The organism is Winogradskyella sp. HB-48 (assembly GCF_049942685.1).
Lineage (GTDB): Bacteria > Bacteroidota > Bacteroidia > Flavobacteriales > Flavobacteriaceae > Winogradskyella.
In genome coordinates this window covers 149659-168639 of sequence record NZ_CP187934.1, presented here as the reverse complement: position 1 = coordinate 168639, position 18981 = coordinate 149659, and the positions used below count along the sequence as shown (strand labels likewise).

Below are 18981 nucleotides of genomic sequence, written 5' to 3'. Positions count from 1 at the left end.
AATTCTTCATGCTTCAGAATCACTCAAAGTGAAGTGTTTAGTCTAAATCTTATTGAGGTTAATTAACAAGAGCATTAATTTTTTCCCATAAGTCATTATCAAAATTAGAAAGCGCAAAGTTTTCATCATCGGCAGCATCTCCCATTCTAATGACTACAATTTTTTTGCTTGGAACCACATAAATTTTTTGGTCATTCTTTCCTAATGCAGCATACATATCGCTTGGTCCATTGGGAATAAGTTCACCTGGAAATTGAATTTGTAGTTGCGGTAATCTGTAGGATGATTTTCCGTTTAACCACCACATATAACCATAAGATAGATTAAGATTTTGAGACGTGTTAACAGCATCATTTAAAAAGCTTTCGGGTATAATTTGTTCACTTTCCCATTTTCCATCTGCATAGACTAACAATCCAAATCTAGCCATACTTCGTGTTGTACTCCAATAGACACTAAAATCACCAGTTTGAATCCATGCACCAGACATGCCAATTCTGTCTCGCAATTTAGTATTGAAGTACATTGACCAGCCTTGGTTGCTAGCGGTTGCTACAACATCCTGAAGCTTAACATAAACATTATGATACGCCCAACGTGTACCTGCGTCTACAAGATAATTCAGGTTTTCAGGCGCAATGCCATCACCTTCACTGTCATCCAAACCAGAAGACATTGATAATAAATGCTTGCAGGTAATTAGATTTTCTTTTTCTAAAGGAGCACTTGTCCATCCTGTGCCTAAATAATCAGAAACTTTATCATTTATATTAAGTAAGCCTTCACCTTCAGCAATACCAGTCATAGCTGTAGTTAATGTTTTTCCTGCGCTTGCCCAATACCATGGTAAAGTGCTGGTATGTCCATTCATATAGTGTTCAACCACTATTTTTCCATTATGAAGAATCATAAAACTCTTTGTGTTTTTTTCTTCAAGAAAGTCCAACAAAGGCTGAAGTTGGTCATCATTCCAACCTAATTCTGAAATAGATTTAGTTTCCCAAGCATCTGAATTTAATGGTGGAAAATAAATATCTTCGATTTGAGCATCAGGATTGCTAGGAGGGTCGTTATCGTTGGAGCATGACAAAATCGTTAATAAACCAAATAATACGAGTACTATTTTGGGTGATTTCATGGTTAAGTTTTTTTATAAGACTCATAAATATACAAAAGGTTTAAATTCCGTTGTATCTTTGCCCACTGATTTAAAATAAACGTCTGCTTTAGCGGAAAATGCTTATGAGAACTAAAACACTGAAAAAGAATAGGATTAATGTTGTAACTCTTGGTTGTAGCAAAAATGTTTACGATAGTGAAGTCTTGATGGGACAACTTAAAGCAAGTGGTAAAGATGTTGTACATGAGCAAGAAGGCAATGTCGTGGTGATTAATACCTGTGGATTTATCAATAACGCCAAGGAAGAAAGTGTAAATACCATATTGCATTATATGCAAAAAAAGGAAGATGGTGAAGTAGATAAGGTCTTTGTGACAGGCTGTTTAAGTGAGCGTTATAAGCCAGATTTACAAAAGGAAATACCGAATGTAGATCAGTATTTTGGAACGACAGAATTACCAAGTCTCTTAAAAGCTTTGGGTGCAGATTACAAGCATGAGTTAATAGGTGAGCGCTTAACCACAACACCCAAAAACTATGCGTATTTAAAAATTGCCGAAGGTTGCGACAGACCATGTAGTTTCTGTGCTATTCCTTTAATGCGTGGGAAACACAAAAGTACACCAATAGAAGATTTAGTTATTGAAGCTGAAAAATTGGCGGCTTCAGGTGTTAAAGAGTTGATTCTTATTGCACAAGATTTAACCTATTACGGATTAGATCTATACAAAAAACGTAACCTTGCCGAGTTACTTGAGAGCTTAGTAAAAGTAGAGGGCATTGAATGGATTCGTTTACATTATGCATTCCCAACGGGTTTTCCAATGGATGTTTTGGATGTAATGAAGCGAGAGCCTAAAATCTGTAATTATCTTGATATTCCACTACAACATATTTCTGATGACATCTTAAAAAGTATGCGTCGTGGTACTACAAAAGAAAAAACGACAAAGCTTTTAAAGGAATTTAGAGCTAAAGTGCCTGATATAACCATAAGAACGACTTTAATTGTTGGTTATCCAGGAGAGACGGAAGAAGACTTTGATATCCTTAAACAATGGGTAAAGGAGATGCGTTTTGAGCGTTTAGGTTGTTTTACCTATTCACACGAAGAAAATACGCATGCCTACAATCTTGAAGATGACGTGCCAGAAGAAGTTAAACTTCAACGTGCTAACGAAATTATGGAAATTCAATCTCAAATTTCTTGGGAACTCAACCAAGCAAAAATAGGCCAAGAGTTTAAAGTGGTTATTGACAGAAAAGAAGGCAATTACTTTGTAGGTCGTACAGAATTTGATTCGCCAGATGTGGATAATGAAGTATTGATAGATGCTTCAAAATATTACTTAAAAACAGGGGAATTCACTACAGTAAAAATCATTGAAGCCGAAGACTTTGACCTCTATGGTGAAGTCATTTCTTAATCTAAAGTGGGCTTAGGTCTACTTTTTCTAAACCATTCCACAAACTTATAAAGTAATAGTAAAGTCATACTGTGTTTAGTTTGGTTTTCGTAGCGACTTGCAACTGGTAGTCTGCAGCCTATAACAGTGCAAGGCACCACAAAACGGGTTGTCATTTTTATGACTATTCAAAATTATATGATGGCTTTTACAATAGGAAAAATGTTGTACGGACAAATGGTGGACAAAACTTTTTATCTATGTTATTCAATGGCTCAACCCTTTAACAATTCCAGATATTTAATCTATAACATCGAAAATGGCTTGAAACATAGCGAATATTGATTCTTGTAGTTGGGTTATGTATATTATTACTAATTTGATTATTTATGCGTATTATTAAATAATTAATTAGTATGTACTATAAGCTACCACCTTTATGAAAAGGAATTTCGTTTTTATTTTAATTTGTTTTTTACTTTTCCCACTAGCTACGTTTTCACAAAACAAAGAAATAGACAGTTTAGAAAATATCTTAAAAACTCATAAACAAAAGGATACTTTAAGAGTTAACGCTCTTGATGAACTATCATATTTATATTACAGAAAAGATATAGATAAGGCAAAAGAGTATATTGAAAAAGCAGAAGCTCTTTCAGATGAAATAGGATTTATTAAAGGCAAAGGAAACGCCATTTATATGCGTGGTGTTATTGAGTTGGTTCAATCAAATTTCGATATATCAGTAAAACATTTTGAATATGCTGCCCAAATATTTTCTGATAATGGCTTTAAGAAAAACTTAGCCGCCTGCTGTAACGGGATAGGTGTAATTTATTTTAGACAAAGCAATTATCCTAATGCCTTGATATATTTTGAAAAGGCACTCCAAGCTGATCAGGATGTTGGAATAAACAGAAATATCCCAAACTATTTGACCAATATTGGAAATATTAATATGAAAATTGGCAAGTATCCTGAAGCTATAGATTATTACAAAAAAGCATTAAAATTATATACTGAAACTGATTATACACTAGGTATCTCGGCTTGTTTGAAAAATATAGCTGCTATTTATAATAAACAAGGTAACTATCCACTTGCATTGGAGTATAATAATGAAGCGTTATCTTTAGCAGAGAAAATACAAGACTCATTAGGTATTTCCAATTCTTTAAATAACATGAGTCTTATTTATAAAAACCAAAAAAAATATGATAAGGCTTTAGAATTGTTAAAAAAATCGTTGGCTATTTACGAAAGCAGAAAAAATAATTCAGGCATTGCAGTATCAAAAAATAATATAGCTACTATTTACATAAAAAAAGAAGAACTTAATACAGCTGTTAAATTTTTAAAAGAAGCCGAGGAAATAAACAGGAAAACTAACAGTAAATCTCAACTTGCAGAATGTTTAAATAATCTTGGATATGTTCATACATCGCTAAAAAAATATGATGAGGCTTTAGGATACTTTGAAGAAGCAAAAAAAATCAATAAGGAGATTGATAATCAATCTGCATTAAGCTATTCATATTTAGGATTAGCAGATTGTTTCGTTGATCAAAAAAAATATGATCAGGCCTTTCCCAATGTTTTAAAAAGTTTGGAAATTTCAACTAAACTCGAACTTTTAGATCACCAAAGTGATGCGCACAAATTACTCTCTGAAATATATAAAAGTAGAGGTAGTTATAAGGATGCATTCGAAAGTCATCAGCAATTTAAAATCCTAAATGACAGCCTTTTTAATAAAGAGAGCATTGAAAAAATAGCCCAATTAGAGTATGGGTACAAGTACAAACAAGCAAGAGATTCTGCCAGTATTCGAGAATTAAAACTCACCAAAACGATTTTAACAACCTCACAGGATTTAGAAAAAACTCAGCAAAATTTATTTTTAGGAATTATAGGATTTTTAGCGACAGCCATAATTTTAGGAGGTATTATTTTCTATTTGAAATTGAGAAACGAAAAAGCCAAAACTCAAAATATAGCCATAGAGCAAAAGTTATTACGTTCACAGATGACACCGCATTTTATCTTTAATTCGCTCTCGGTTTTGCAAGGCATGATCTTAAATAAAGAAGACAAGAAATCAATATTTTATTTATCAAAGTTTTCAAAGCTGTTGCGTATAACACTAGAAAATTCTAGGGACAAATTAGTGCCACTCAACCAAGAATTAGAAGCGGTAAGTAACTATTTAGAACTCCAAAATTTAGAAGACAGTCAAATGTATGATTACACAATTCTAATTGATAAAACTATTGATGAGACTTTGTTTAAAATACCACCAATGCTTATCCAACCCTTCATTGAAAATGCCATTGAACATGCTTTTGAAGATAGAAAAGATAACAGAAAAATAGATATTCAACTAAAATATATAAATGATGAATTGACCTGTACCATTAAAGATAATGGCATTGGTATAGATGCACAGAATGGATATGCCCGAAAAGATAAAAAGTCCTTGGCTACAACCATAACTTCAGAGCGATTAAAGATGCTGTCCAAAGATTATAATATAGAAGGCTCTTTACGTATTGAAGATAGAAAAAAGTATAATGAACAGGGCACTATAGTTACTTTAGTAATTCCTTATCAAAAAGATATAGCCTAATGCAATCAATAATAGTAGAAGATAAAGCTTATATAAGAAAAGGATTGCTCAATCTGCTAGAGCTTATTGAAACTGATGTTAAGGTTATAGGTGAGTGCGAGTCTGTTAAAGATGCTGTCATAGTTGCAAACGCTTGTAAACCTGAACTTATTTTTCTAGACATTAATCTTACAGACGGTAATGCTTTTGAGTTTTTGGAGCAAACAGAACATCTTAATTTCAAGGTTATTTTTATTACTGCCTATGAAGAATTTGCATTAAAGGCTTTAAAAATGGGTGCTGTAGATTATCTCTTAAAACCTGTTGATGTTGAGGAGCTAAAGATAGCCTTAAATAAAGTAAAACAATTGTCTATTACAGAACAAAAAGAAAAAATAAACATCACAAAACAAGCATTTAACCATCAAAATGAGCAACTTATACTATCTCTACACGATAGTTTTCAAGTCATTGATTTAAACGAGTTAATGTATTGCGAATCTGATAAAGGGTACACCACGTTTTATTGCAATGATGGTAAGAAGCATTTGGTGTCAAAAACATTAAAGGAATTTGAAGAGCGCCTAACCAATGCTAATTTTACAAGGCCGCATCAATCTTTCATAGTCAATTTAAAATTCATTGATAAATACGACAAGTCTGGTGTTATTCATTTAAAAAATGGAAAAAAAATTCCGGTCTCATCAAGAAAAAAAGAACAGTTTGTGACTTCTTTTTTAAATCGAACTTCTGATTAAAAACACATTAAGTTTAGATAGATTCTGCTTTACAAATATTTTCTAAACTGCGACACTTATTGATTTGTAAATATCAGAAATAGTTTTGGTATTTCTTTCCTCAACAATGCAATCTACTTTTATTCTATCAAATCTAAAATAGAATGAAACCTAAGACCCCAAAATCAACAAGCTTATTTAAGCTATTAGTATTATTGTTATTGATACAGCTAGCATCTTGTGGCAATTCAACACAAAATCAGCCTGCGACCGCAGAAGGATTTCAAAACATTGAAAACGAACTGAAAAGCAAATTTGGCGACAATGCCTATTACACCGATTTAAGTATTACCTACAATAAATCCATAGGTAATATTGTTGGTGTCACTGTTACTGAAGATCCAGAATCCTTAAAAATGGGACAATGGAATCTTACCCGAGACACTTGGAAACAAAATTCTGATATCACAATAGAGGTACCATCAGGTACAAAAGCCTCTGACTATATGTTCCAACTAGGCGACGCTATTAACTTATCCAAATTGGGTGGATTGGTAGAGCAATCTGTACAAAAATTAAAAGCCGAGAAAAATCTTAAAAATCCAACGTTAAGTATTGCTGGGTTAAACTTTCCTGATAATGGAGATATCTCAAAAGCGCAATATATGGTTAACCTTCAACCAGAAAATGGAGGAACTACTTTTAGTTTTTACTATTCGTTGAGTGGTGACCTCATTAAAATGAACTATTAATTAATAATCAAATTTACCATAACCTTAAATGTTTAATATTATGAAAAACTTTACAAGCTTTCACGAACACTTAAACCATAGATGTTACGTGAGAAAAAAACAAGTACTTTTTTTAATGACCTTATGTATAGCTACATTAGGGTTTTCACAAACTTTTACTTCTACGGATAGTTACGGAAACGATTTACGATATACCGTTACATCTGCGTCTACAGTTTCTGTAACAACAGGAAGTATAATAAATAATATAAATGTAAATATTCCCGCTTCAGTTTCAAATGGTGGGACAACATATAGTGTTACCGCTATTGGCATATTTAGTTTTAGTAGTACTGCTATTTCTAGTGTTAGTATTCCTAGTACAGTAATAAGTATAGAACAACAAGCTTTTTCAGGTACTAATTTGACATCTGTGGTTTTACCTAGTAATTTAGATACTATTGGAGATTATGCGTTTCAAAATAATCAATTATCTGGTCTTACTATTCCTAATAATGTAACAAGTATTGGTAATGGTGCTTTTAGAGGAAACCCTTTAGTTAGTATAACAATACTTGCTGTAACACCACCAACAATTACAACGGTTAATGGGCCAAATGACACCTTTACTATTAATGGTGACCGAAGTGGTATTGATCTTGTAATTCCAGCAGGTACAACAGGCGCTTATGTTACGGATGCTGGTGCACTCTGGACGGGATTTAACACCGTAACCGAAAATTTAAATGTAGGCAATACTTATGTTTATAACTATATTACTTATCAGGTAATTTCGGTTGCAAACAGTACGGTTAGAGCTTTTGATTATAATACAGCAGGCGGGACTGTTGTAAATATACCAGCTACCATACCAAATGGTTTAATAACCTATACTGTTACAGAAATAGGAAATAATGCTTTTCAAAGTAATAATTTAACTAGTGTAACCTTGCCAAATACACTTACATATATCGGCGAAAGTGCATTCTTTATAAATAATCTAACATCGCTTACAATTCCAGATAGTGTTATTAGCATTGACGATGGTGCCTTTGCTCAAAACCAAAATATGACAAATCTTGTGTTAGGAAATAATCTTAATACAATTGGAGACTTTGCTTTTCGTTTTTGTGCTTTAAATGATATTACCATACCTACGAGTGTTACCAATATAGGAGTAATTGCTTTTGGAGGAATGGGAGGTTTTAATGCGATCATGGATATTTACTGTTTGGGTTCAACTCCACCAACTATAGCAACGGATTCAAATCTTAATGCAGATACATTTAACCAAAGCCGCAGCACCATTCATTTACACATTCCAGCAGGAACCATGGGAGCATACGTTACAGATCCTGGAGCTTTATGGACAGGGTTTAACCCAGTAACAGAAGATGCCTTGAGTATAGATGAGTTTGAGCTTGCAAATTCGGTTAAAATTATTACAGCTAATGATGCTATAAATATTGTTTCAGATAATAGTTTGCAACTTCAAGATTATACGATGTATTCAATTTCGGGTATAGAAATAGTTAGAGGAAAAGAAAGTAATTTACCTACAAGCAGTTTTGCTAGTGGTGTTTACATCCTAAAGCTGAATTTTGATAGAGGAACTATTACTAAAAAAGTTATTATAAACTAGTTTGAAGTTTTTAATAAAATATAAGTTAGAGTTGTTCCTGCTGATATTCTACACTACAATTTTCTTATGGTTTGTTTTGTAGTGTTGTTAGTTAGTTAAATGAAAGATTGAGCAGTAATGTTAGGGTTATTTACTGCTCATCTACTTTTGTTTTAGTCTATTGTTTTTGAGTAACTCGCTACAGATTTGTTTTGAAAAAAGACTAAATTGTTAAATCAATATCAATCTATACTAACCAAAAAATGATAAACTACAATAACAAGACCTTTGTACCTGTAAGCAATACAGAAAATGGAGAGACCTCTAGCGAAACCGTTTTTCTATACAAACAAGTAGGAAATATTTTAATCTCTGAGTATTCGGGTGGAAAAATAATAAAAGGACATCTCATTGGACTTGTCGATGCAAACGGAACTATAGATATGCGTTACCATCAAATCAATGAAAATGGAGAGTTGATGACCGGAATATGTATATCAAAACCTGAAATTCTAGAGAATGGAAAAATACGATTGTACGAAAGTTGGCAGTGGATCTCTGGTGACCAATCAAAAGGAGAATCAATAATCGAAGAACAATGATAACCTATCAAACCGAAACTACTTTATCTGCACAAGAGTTTAAAGAGCTGCTGATTAATTCAACACTTGGAGAGAGACGACCAGTTGATGATTTCGCTAGGATTGAAGCCATGGTAAAAAATGCCAATTTAATCATTACCGCAAGAGATAATGGCAAATTGGTGGGCGTTGCAAGATCTGTTACAGATGTTGTGTATTGCACATATCTTTCGGATTTAGCGGTTGATCTTGATTATCAAAAGCAAGGCATCGGTAAAGAATTGATTAGGCTAACCAAACAAGCCACACTACAAGCTACAACTATTCTTTTGGCAGCACCAAAGGTAGTCGATTATTATCCTCATATAGGAATGACCAAGCACAGTGCCTGCTTTTTATTAACAGATGAAACCGATTTAAAATAATGGAAGTTATAATAAATCCTGATTTAGAAACCATAAACTGGAAAGACATTTCAGAACTGTTCCAACATGTAAATTGGGGAATCCGACAACCAGAAGATATCAAAAACGCATTTAAGAAAAGTTCTGTGACCTGTTTTGTGAAAGATAAAAATAGAGTAGTTGGGTTTGGTAGAACAGTAGACGATGGTAAGTATTACGCTTTGTTAGTAGATGTTGTGGTTCATCCAGAATACCAAGCAAAAGGCATAGGGACACAAATAGTTAATGAAATAAAAAGCAGATTAAACAGTTATAATTTTATCACCTTAACAGCTGCACCAAACAAGGAAGGCTTTTATGAGAAACTGGGGTGGAAAAAACAGAAATCGGCTTACATTTTTCCTAAGGATGAAAAGCAAGGTTTAGAACATTGTGAGTCATAAAATAGTGATAAAACAGATGAAAAATTATATGCTTTTTGTGTTCTTTGGATTAACAGCAAGACTTTGTTTTGCACAATGCCATACCGAATTAAAAAATTATACTACAGGATTTGAGAGCATTCAAGCAAGTTCATTTTCTTTTTTGGATGAAGCACTCAATGATATAAGAATTGTTGGCTATGGCGAAGATACCCACGGTACAGGCGAGTTTACAATTCTTGCAAAGGAACTGATGCAATACCTTTTAGAACAACACGATTTTAAAATTCTAATTATTGAAACTGGTTTTGGAGAAGGTTTGTACCTCAATGATTATATACAAGGTAAAAGAGATGACCTAGAATTTATATTAAAGGAGATTAATTCAACCTGGAGATATAGAACCAAAGAGTTTATAGGGTTAATGAATTGGCTAAGAGATTATAACGAAAACAATAAAGATAAGATTTTTTTATATGGATGCGAAATGCAATATGTGCGTTCTGAAATTAGCCGTATTAAAGATTATTTAAAATCTGTAGAGTCTGATTATAAAATCGAAGGGTTTGAGAAAAACAACTTATGGGAACAGTTTAATGATGATGAAAAAACAGACTATTTCATTGCTTATACGAAGCTTAAAAAATATTTCATTGAAAATTCTGAAGCGTTTAAGAATAAAACTTCCGAAGAAGAATTTAATATAGCTTATCATTTAGTTGAAATTTTAGGACAGTTTGTTACTACCATCAATCAAAATCACGGACAGCGAAAAGCAGATTTTAGAGATATTTATATGGGAGAAAATATCCTTTGGATTATGAATCATTATAACCATAACAAAAAAGCAATGTATTGGGCGCATAATGCGCACGTAGGAGATTGGGTAGATAATGGTATAGTGGATGTAACAGGGCATCAATTAAGAAAGCTTTACGGAGAGTACTACTTTAATATTGCTACAGATTTTGGAACAGGAAATTTTATAGCATACCCAAATGATGCCAATAAAACAGGTAATTGGCGTTTTAAAACCTTTACGGTTGATAAAGTAATTGAAGATACATTTACTAATTGTTTAAAAAGTTTTGGTAAACCAAATACATTTTTAAATGTAAGAGCCGCTAGAACAAATGAAAATCTAGCTTTTTATCTTAATTCAGGATTAACCTCTATGAGTGGCGCAGGAGCAAGAGCCAGAAGTAATGAAACAGAAACTAAATTGTTCGGAAGAGCTTTTGATGCTGTAATTTATCTAGATAAAACCAATGCGATTACTTGGGCTGAATAATAATTAAACTTAAAGTCGTGAAAAATATAGTTCTTATTTTATTCTTCTTACTGATTAACTGTAACCATAGTAACAAGCTTTCCGAAGTAACAAAGGATGTTACAACTTGGAATCAACAAAAAAGAGAGCAGTACTTAAACAATAGAAACGATTCTACCACTTGGGACAATGAAATGCTCAATAACGACAAACAACTCATTGGTATAGGAGAATTTGGCCCTTTTGAGATTGGTGTCTTTCCAGTGCCTAAATATGAGCTTTTAGGAAACGATAGTTTTAAAGGATTAGGAAGTAAAGGTGAAGACTTTACAGTAGTTGACAGAACAGTTGTAATGAATAGTTTTTTTGTTGCAAAAAATGACATGAACAAAGAAAGGTTAGACAATAAACATAATGAAGTGTTTTTTCACCTTCTAGTGCTAACAGACACTTTAGATACCGAAAATTATAACCTCAATAAAAACATAGCCATTTCTAGAAACCATCCAGATTACGTCGCTCAGGGTTTTGTAAAAACAAAAACCAATACTATAGATTATTTTGCTTTTGTCACTGCAGAAGAAGATTCCTATGCTATTATAAATACACGATTATTCAATCTCAATTTCGGCAAAACCATACTTATTGCACCACAAAAAGATGGTACACTTCGATCTTTGCAACTAAAAAGTCCGCAATTAACTTCTGAAACTATCATAAAATATACCGATAGTCTTAAAGAAGACGATGAGGTGTTTAAGTTTTTTAATGGAAAAGACGCTATCTAAAAAATGAAAATCTGCATCGCACAAACCCTATCCGAAAAAGGGAACATTCAAAAGAATATTCAAAACCATTTAAAGTTTATTGAGCGTGGGATTACATATAAAGCCGATTTAATAATCTTTCCAGAGTTATCCATAACCAATTACGAACCTCAATTAGCCAAAGCATTGGCTACAAAAGCTGAGGACAAATTATTTAATCCGTTTCAAGAAGTGTCTGATCAAAAAGGAATCGTCATTGGTGTTGGTATACCAACAAAGGCAACTAATGGAATTCAAATCAGTTTACTCATATTTCAACCAAACAAAGAGCGTGTAGTCTATTCTAAACAACTACTTCATGAAGATGAACTATCTTATTTTGTAAAGGGAGAAAGGCAAAACATCTTTACTATAAAGGGAAAGAAGATTGCTTTCGGTATTTGCTATGAAACACTTCAAGAGGCACATTTTGTAAATACTATAAAAAATGGAGCAGATGTTTATATAGCTAGTGTTGCCAAACCTCAAAACGGAATAAACAAAGCAAACGAACATTTCCCTAAAATGGCAAAAACCTATAGCACACCAGTTTTGATGTCTAATTGTGTTGGTGCCTGTGATGATTTTATGAGCGTCGGGCAAAGTGCAGTTTGGAATGCAAAAGGCGAATCGGTATCACAATTAGATGCAACAAATCAAGGTATTCTTATTTACGATATTGAAACAGAGCAGTCAGAAAGGGAACAACTCACTATTGACAAAGGCAATCTAACAGATTTAGATGTCCTATTTCAAATATATAAGACAGCAAAAGACGCATTAGAAAACAACAAAATTTATCAATGGACGAATAACTATCCCACAAGTTCAATTATTGAAAATGACCTCAAAGATGGTGTCTTATACGTCATAAAAAACAATGACAGAATCATTGGTGCCATAAACATAAGCGAAAACCAAGAACCAGAATACAAAACGATTGATTGGCAGTTTAATGATACTAAAGTGTTGGTAATACATAGACTAGTTATTCATACAACCAGTCAAAACAAAGGTTTTGCAAAACTATTGATGGAATTTGCTGAAGAGTTAGCAAAACAAAACAATTTTACTTCCATTCGATTGGATGCTTACAGCCAGAACGGACGAGTTGTTGAGTTTTATAAAAACCGTAACTATATTACTCGAGGTGAGATTTTTTTTCCCGAACGGAAATATTCGTTTTACGCTATGGAAAAAGAAATCACTAAACATGCTGATCTACCAAAATTGCATTACCATCAGGATCTAAGATTACAAAACTTGCAGGCCCAGAATCTGATGCTTCAATTTCACTAGCAAAGGTGACATCCTTTGATTTTAAGTGCTCTTGAATAACTCTTACATCATCAAAATCCCTTAAGGTATTAGCATCTTGATCCCAACCAGGGTTAAAAGTGAGGATATTATTTTTAAACATCCCATGAAACAAACCTATTAATGTAGATTCGTTTTTCATGATGAGGTAGTTTTGCTCTAAACTACCAGCAAAGACCGAAAAACCTAAGTCTTCATAAAATGCTTTTGAGGCCTTAAGGTCTTTTACGGCAAGGCTAATAGAGAATGCTCCTAGTTTCATGTGTTGGTATTTGTTTGTTAATAGCACTTAAAGGTAAAAAAATCTTAACTATTAGCTATCTGTCAGTCCGAGTGATTTTAATCCAAATACTTTTGGATTAAAATAGTACTTCGAAAAGCTTAGTAGAACTATCGAGAATTTTTGGTTTTTAAAATCCTATTCTCGATATAATTATTGTCCACTTCGCCTGCCTACCTGTACGGTAGGCAGGCGCTCAGTATGACAAAAATCACTCGAACTGATAATAATTAATTACCATTCAACAACACTGGCTTCCCAAAGCCTAATTCTTCCAATTTATCTAATTGTGTTGCGGCATCACCAACAATTAAATAAATCATTTGATTAGGTTTAATATAGTTTTCAATAAGCGCTTTTACATCGTCTACGGTCAACGCTTTCACGATAGTTTCTCGTTGTTTAGCATAGTCATCAGCCATACCATAATTGCTAATATTACTCAACATATCTAACTTGGCCCCTAATGTTTCAAAAGCTCTGGCAGTACTTTTTATGGTATAACCTTTAGTAACTTCTAAATCTTCTTCACTATAATTTTTGCCATAATCCTCTAAGATTTGTTTTACTAGGCTAGAAGCTTCATAGGTTACATTGGTACGAATACCACTGCTTATGCTATACTCGCCAATATATTGCGAACCAGAAAAACGAGAACGTATGCCATACGTATAACCTTTGCCTTCTCGTAACTCTTGTGTTAACTGTGAAGCAAAACCACCACCTCCTAAACGATAGTTCATTACGTTGGCAAGATAAAAGTCTTTATGTGTAGCTTTTAATGATGGGTAGCCAAAGCGAATAACTGATTGTTTTGCGCCAGGAACATCGTAGAAGTAAACTGTGGATTTTTCAGGATACAATGGCATTGGTAATTCTGGGATTGTAATAGCTTTTGATTCCCATTGATTATTGATTTTATCTAACGCCTTTACAACATCTTTTTCCGATATAGCACCAACAACATGAAAATTGGTAAGTTGCGGTGACAAGTTTTTGTTGTAATACGCTTTTAAGTCTATTAAATCTATGCTATTTACTGAGGCTTCAGTACCTTTATTATTGTAAGCTAAAATATTGTTCTCACCATAAAGTAATTTTGAAAATTCATCAGAAGCAATACTATTAGGATTGGCTGTGCTGCGTTGAATATTGCTGATGGTACTCTGTTTTAAAAGTTCAAATTCATCTTCGTCCCAACGAGGTTCTAAGAGGATTTCAGCAACTAAATCCATTATTTTATCAAAATGCTTTGAAAGGGTAGTGCCAGAAATTATGATATTCTCTTCTGTGGCATATGCATTAATGCTTGCACCAATACTTTCAATGGCATTCTCAAGTTCTTCTGTTGTTTTGTTTTTGGTACCTTTTGTCATTAGTTCTGCCAAAAGATTTGATACGCCAACTTTATCTTTGTGTTCTAATAGTAAGCCACCTGCAATTTGCATTTCAAATTGTACTAAAGGCACTTCATTATTTTCTATACCATAAACTTTTACGCCAGATTCCAACTCTTTTTTCCAAACCTCAGGAATATTTAATTCAGGACTTGGTCCATAAGGAGGTTCTATACTTCTATCGAAACTACTTGGTGTTTTTTCATAAGTAGCAACTATGCTTGTATCGAATGTTTCTTCTGCACCTTCAACAATTTTTTCTTCTTTAATATCAGCTAATTGCGAATTATCCAATACCAGATTCTTTTGTCCTTTTGGAACAAAGCTTGTCGCTACAAAATTTTTGTCTTTTATATATGTGTTATACACTCGCATAACATCTTCTGGTGTTACGGCAAGTATATTTTTCACATCCTGATTAATAAAACCTGGATCACCAGCAAATATTTCATATTGTGCTAATTGAAATCCTTTACCCAAAACACTAGATAAGCCTTGGTAAAAATTAGTTTCTTGTCCAGCTTTAATACGATTCAGGTCTTTTTCGGAAATGCCATTAAGTTCAAAATCCTTTAATCCGTTTTTAATAGCAGAGGCAACAGTGTTTAAATCAGTTTGGTCAAATGCTGTGATGGTGAGCATCAATTGTCCTGCTAATTCTGAATTATACTGAGAAAAGGATACATTATCAGTAAGTTTTTCGTCATCAATAAGTACTTTATTTAAAGGAGCTTTTTTTCCGTTAGATAGATAGTCTGTAAGCACACTTAATGCATAGGAGTCTTTGTTGTATTCTGGTACACCTGGCCAAGTCATGGTTAATCGTGGTGCTCTAGCAAAATTATCTTCGTAGAATAAACGTTTTGTGGATTTTAAATTTACAGGTTGTTTTTCTAGCTTAGGAATATCTTCACCCATTGGAATTTCATCAAAATATTTTTTAACCCAAGCTTTTGTTTGTTCTACATCAATATCACCTGCTATGGTTAGCGTAACATTATTGGGTACATACCAACGTCTGAAAAATTCTTTGACGTCTTCTAAAGTCGCGTTTTGTAAATCTTCAAGAGAGCCTATGACTTCCCAACTGTAAGGGTGACCTTCAGGATATAGATTACTATTAATAACAGCAAAATTATGGCCATATGGCTGGTTGTCCACACGTTGGCGTTTTTCGTTTTTAACCACTTGCTTTTCTTTAGCCAAAACAGGATCGGTTACCGTATTAATGAAGAAACCTAGTTTGTCGGCTTCGGCCCAAATCATTTTTTCTAGGGCATCTTTAGGTACGGTTTGAAAGTAATTGGTTCTATCTCTACTTGTAGATCCATTGGCGCCAGAACCTCCAATTCGAGCACTCATTTGATCTAGGCCACCTTTGCCTAAATTTTCAGATTCTAAAAATAAAAGATGTTCAAAAAGATGGGCAAAGCCTGTTCTGCCTTCCTTTTCTCTAGCAGAACCTACATGGGCTGTTAATGCTACTGCAGCAACAGGATCTGATCTATCTACATGCAGTATGACTTGTAAGCCATTATCTAAAGTGAATTTTTCAAAATCAACTTTAAACTCTGGTGTGGTGTCTTTGTTGTCGTTTTGTTTGCAAGCTGATACGGCTATTAAAACAAAAAGACTTAGAAATAAGGATTTAATAGGTTTCATAATGTATTTTGATTGATGATAATTATAATTCGTACGCATTGTTATTTACAAAGAAAACGGAGTTCACCAAAAATAATTTTCCGTTTTCCCAAAAACTTCTAAATAAGGTATTGTCTACAAAATAGATAAAGCTACCATTGCCTTTGCGCTCTTCACCAAAAACTAAGGTATTATTTAAATTGGGTAAAGCATCTTTACCGGCAAAACCAGAATATACTTTAGTATCAGCCAAATGTCCAACGTTGTAGCCGCTATCCATTAAATCATAAGCAGCACTCCCTAGTTTTAAAGTGAAATAGTCTTTCCCATAACCAAAAGCCATTGGATGAGTATTGTCTATTTTGGTTTTGAAAATAGCGCCAGTAATGAGGCTGTTGGTATACTCGCGTTCGCGCTCAGCATATGGTGTTAGGTTATCCTCATTACTTGCGTTGTCCGAAGATTTATATTTCAAACTAAAACCATCTTTTCCGACAAAACTTCTAAGCGCACCATCAATGGCAATAACTTTTCCACCAGACCTTACCCAATCATTAATCTTCTCCATGTTATCGTCATTAAGTACGCTACTATAATAACCATTTGGAATAATGAGGACATTATATTTGCTGAGGTTGGTTCTGCTTAAGTCGTCTGAGTTTATTGAAGTCAAAGGATAATGTAATTGCTGCTCAAAGAAATGCCAAATTTCGCCATAGCTTAATGAAGACGTACCTTCTCCAGACAATACCGCTATTTTTTGTTTGTTCACTAGCTTAATATCTGGCGAACCAATATCTGGTGTGGTTTGCGAAAAGCCTGAGTTGATTTGAGTCAAATGGTGCTCATGTTTCTGTTTGATTTGATTTAGAGTCCCAAGAAAATCTTCGAGGTGTTTATTGTCCCCTTTAGTGATAATTAAAGAGCCTCTATCAAATCGTTCACCATTAGATTGAAAAGGTTTTTCGGTAAATCGCACTCTAAAATCATGTTTTAGTAAATCTGCTAAAAACTGTGCATCTTTTAGAGAATTCCATTTACTTACGTAACCATAAGCTTCAGAAAGTACAGTTGGCATATTGCCTTCGAAAACTTTTGTGCTACTCACTTTAGATGTACTCGCCATAGCGTCTAATCCATAGGCATAAGGTACAGACCAAGCCGTTATGTCATACGTTAATGAATCTGTAAGTTTGGCATTAGGTTCAAACAATACTTTAACCATTTTTCCTTTTGGTTGATTGGTATGAATGACTAGCGAATGTTTATTTACAGACATGCTGCCTTGTTTACCTGAAGCATAATCATAGCCTGAAACCTTTCCGCCATTAGCATATTCAAATTTAATGTCGTGTTTGCTTAATAACTGTTTTAGACTATTCAGTTTGTCTGGGTTACCTTTAACCACATAACTTTTATATTTTAAATTGCTATTGTCAAAGAATTTAGCAAACTCAGTATTGAGTTGTTTGGCATTTTTTGAAGCCATTTCAACGGTTGAAAGTCCGGTTGCGGTGTGATGCGTCAAACGCTCCGCTAATGTGAGTACATGGCCTTCATCATTCAAAATACCTAATCCAGAGATGCCATGACCAGCCTGCTCGTAGGTCATACCTATAGCTCCCATGTATGTTGGGTAGGTGTCACCATAACTTGGATAAAACAAATCAAAACGTTCTCTAGTAAAGAATAACCAACCTTCAGCATCAAAATACTTAGCGTGATTTTGTCCTATTTGTGTTTGAAAATCGCGTTGCCAATCGCTAATAATTTCATGGAACGGTTCTGCTGCAGGTGCAAAATAATAAGGTTCATTTGGGCCTTGCTCATGAAAATCGACATGAATGTGAGGCATCCATTGGTTGTACACTTTTAAGCGTTGTTGGGTTTCAACCTGTGTTGCCCAAGCCCAATCTCTATTCAAATCAAAGAGGTAGTGGTTTGGTCGTCCACCTGGCCAAGGTTCGTTATGTTCGCTGGCTTGTTGGTCTATGTCATAAGGAGTGCTTTTAGTTTCGTTATACCAATTAACATATCTGTCTCTACCATCTGGATTAATACCTGGATCTATTATAACCACAGTATTTTCTAGTAAATCGTTTCGTTCAGTAAGTAACTTATAAAGCGTGAGCATTGCAGCTTCAGAACTCGATGCTTCGTTGCCATGCACGTTATAACTCAACCAAACAATAGCAATATCATTAGTATGGTCAGTGAGCGTAGTCGAACTGCCATTTAATAAACCAACATTGTTTAAGTTATTTTCTCTTATACTTTCTAGATTTTTTATGTTTTCTTCTGATGAGATATAGGCTAAAACAAGAGCTCTGCGCTCGTTTGTAGTTCCGTATTGTTCAACTTTAACATTATTTGGAACAGCCTCGGAAACAGTCTTGAAATAATCGACAACTTGGTGATGACGGCTAAATTGTGTACCGATGTCATACCCTAAAAATTCACTTGGTGATTGTAGATTTTGCGCCGATGTTAAGGTGAAACAACCAAATACGACCAATACTGCTAGAAGGATTTTTTGCATTAAATACGATGTTTTTTGTTTGAAAGCTAGTAAAGATAGTTCGTGAAATTGAATTAACTAAAAATTAGCAGTTAAAAAATAGAAGTACCTTATATTTATGCCAT

Annotated in this window: 15 protein-coding genes; 11 read left to right on the top strand and 4 right to left on the bottom strand. The window is 33.8% G+C overall.

Annotated features, from left to right (window positions below; translation table 11 throughout):
* Positions 1 to 58: 58 nt before the first annotated feature.
* Positions 59 to 1138 carry a serine hydrolase domain-containing protein gene (locus ACPX19_RS00815; protein ID WP_426430920.1) on the bottom strand — a complete coding sequence of 360 codons (1080 nt, stop codon included), beginning with the start codon at positions 1136 to 1138 and terminating at the stop codon, positions 59 to 61.
* Between the two features lie 104 nt (positions 1139 to 1242).
* Between ACPX19_RS00815 and rimO the strand changes: the two genes are divergently transcribed.
* The 11 genes from rimO (at position 1243) to ACPX19_RS00760 (ending at position 13002) form a co-directional block, all read left to right on the top strand.
* The gene (gene rimO, locus ACPX19_RS00810; protein WP_426430919.1) at positions 1243 to 2547 is read left to right on the top strand and encodes a 30S ribosomal protein S12 methylthiotransferase RimO; all 1305 of its coding nucleotides are present in this window, start codon (positions 1243 to 1245) and stop codon (positions 2545 to 2547) included.
* Between the two features lie 418 nt (positions 2548 to 2965).
* Positions 2966 to 5152 carry a tetratricopeptide repeat protein gene (locus ACPX19_RS00805; RefSeq protein WP_426430918.1) on the top strand — a complete coding sequence of 729 codons (2187 nt, stop codon included), beginning with the start codon at positions 2966 to 2968 and terminating at the stop codon, positions 5150 to 5152.
* Positions 5152 to 5889 (top strand): LytR/AlgR family response regulator transcription factor, encoded by a 738-nt coding sequence (locus ACPX19_RS00800; protein ID WP_426430917.1) that lies wholly within the window; start codon positions 5152 to 5154, stop codon positions 5887 to 5889. Before ACPX19_RS00805 ends, ACPX19_RS00800 begins: the two co-directional genes overlap by 1 nt.
* A gap of 143 nt (positions 5890 to 6032) precedes the next feature.
* Positions 6033 to 6620: a hypothetical protein gene (locus ACPX19_RS00795; protein ID WP_426430916.1), complete on the top strand. Its 588-nt coding sequence runs from the start codon at positions 6033 to 6035 to the stop codon at positions 6618 to 6620.
* Between the two features lie 40 nt (positions 6621 to 6660).
* Positions 6661 to 8241 carry a leucine-rich repeat domain-containing protein gene (locus ACPX19_RS00790; RefSeq protein ID WP_426430915.1) on the top strand — a complete coding sequence of 527 codons (1581 nt, stop codon included), beginning with the start codon at positions 6661 to 6663 and terminating at the stop codon, positions 8239 to 8241.
* Between the two features lie 242 nt (positions 8242 to 8483).
* Positions 8484 to 8822 (top strand): n-acetylglutamate synthase, encoded by a 339-nt coding sequence (locus tag ACPX19_RS00785; protein WP_426430914.1) that lies wholly within the window; start codon positions 8484 to 8486, stop codon positions 8820 to 8822.
* Positions 8819 to 9226, top strand: coding sequence for a GNAT family N-acetyltransferase (locus tag ACPX19_RS00780; RefSeq protein ID WP_426430913.1), 408 nt, complete (start codon positions 8819 to 8821; stop codon positions 9224 to 9226). The genes ACPX19_RS00785 and ACPX19_RS00780 overlap by 4 nt, the downstream gene beginning before the upstream one ends.
* Positions 9226 to 9648 carry a GNAT family N-acetyltransferase gene (locus ACPX19_RS00775; protein ID WP_426430912.1) on the top strand — a complete coding sequence of 141 codons (423 nt, stop codon included), beginning with the start codon at positions 9226 to 9228 and terminating at the stop codon, positions 9646 to 9648. The genes ACPX19_RS00780 and ACPX19_RS00775 overlap by 1 nt, the downstream gene beginning before the upstream one ends.
* 16 nt (positions 9649 to 9664) lie before the next feature.
* Complete coding sequence (locus ACPX19_RS00770) at positions 9665 to 10918, top strand: erythromycin esterase family protein (protein WP_426430911.1); 1254 nt, start codon at positions 9665 to 9667, stop codon at positions 10916 to 10918.
* A gap of 17 nt (positions 10919 to 10935) precedes the next feature.
* On the top strand, positions 10936 to 11685 hold the full coding sequence (locus ACPX19_RS00765; protein WP_426430910.1) for a hypothetical protein: 750 nt from the start codon (positions 10936 to 10938) through the stop codon (positions 11683 to 11685).
* 3 nt (positions 11686 to 11688) lie between these two features.
* Positions 11689 to 13002 (top strand): GNAT family N-acetyltransferase, encoded by a 1314-nt coding sequence (locus ACPX19_RS00760; protein ID WP_426430909.1) that lies wholly within the window; start codon positions 11689 to 11691, stop codon positions 13000 to 13002.
* Here ACPX19_RS00760 and ACPX19_RS00755 read toward each other — a convergent pair.
* From ACPX19_RS00755 to ACPX19_RS00745, 3 genes are all read right to left on the bottom strand, one after another.
* Positions 12911 to 13282 (bottom strand): VOC family protein, encoded by a 372-nt coding sequence (locus ACPX19_RS00755; RefSeq protein WP_426430908.1) that lies wholly within the window; start codon positions 13280 to 13282, stop codon positions 12911 to 12913. The two genes, ACPX19_RS00760 and ACPX19_RS00755, sit on opposite strands and share 92 nt — an antisense overlap.
* Positions 13283 to 13530: 248 nt before the next feature.
* The gene (locus ACPX19_RS00750; RefSeq protein ID WP_426430907.1) at positions 13531 to 16359 is read right to left on the bottom strand and encodes a M16 family metallopeptidase; all 2829 of its coding nucleotides are present in this window, start codon (positions 16357 to 16359) and stop codon (positions 13531 to 13533) included.
* A gap of 22 nt (positions 16360 to 16381) precedes the next feature.
* The gene (locus tag ACPX19_RS00745) at positions 16382 to 18877 is read right to left on the bottom strand and encodes a M14 metallopeptidase family protein (protein ID WP_426430906.1); all 2496 of its coding nucleotides are present in this window, start codon (positions 18875 to 18877) and stop codon (positions 16382 to 16384) included.
* Positions 18878 to 18981 lie beyond the last annotated feature (104 nt).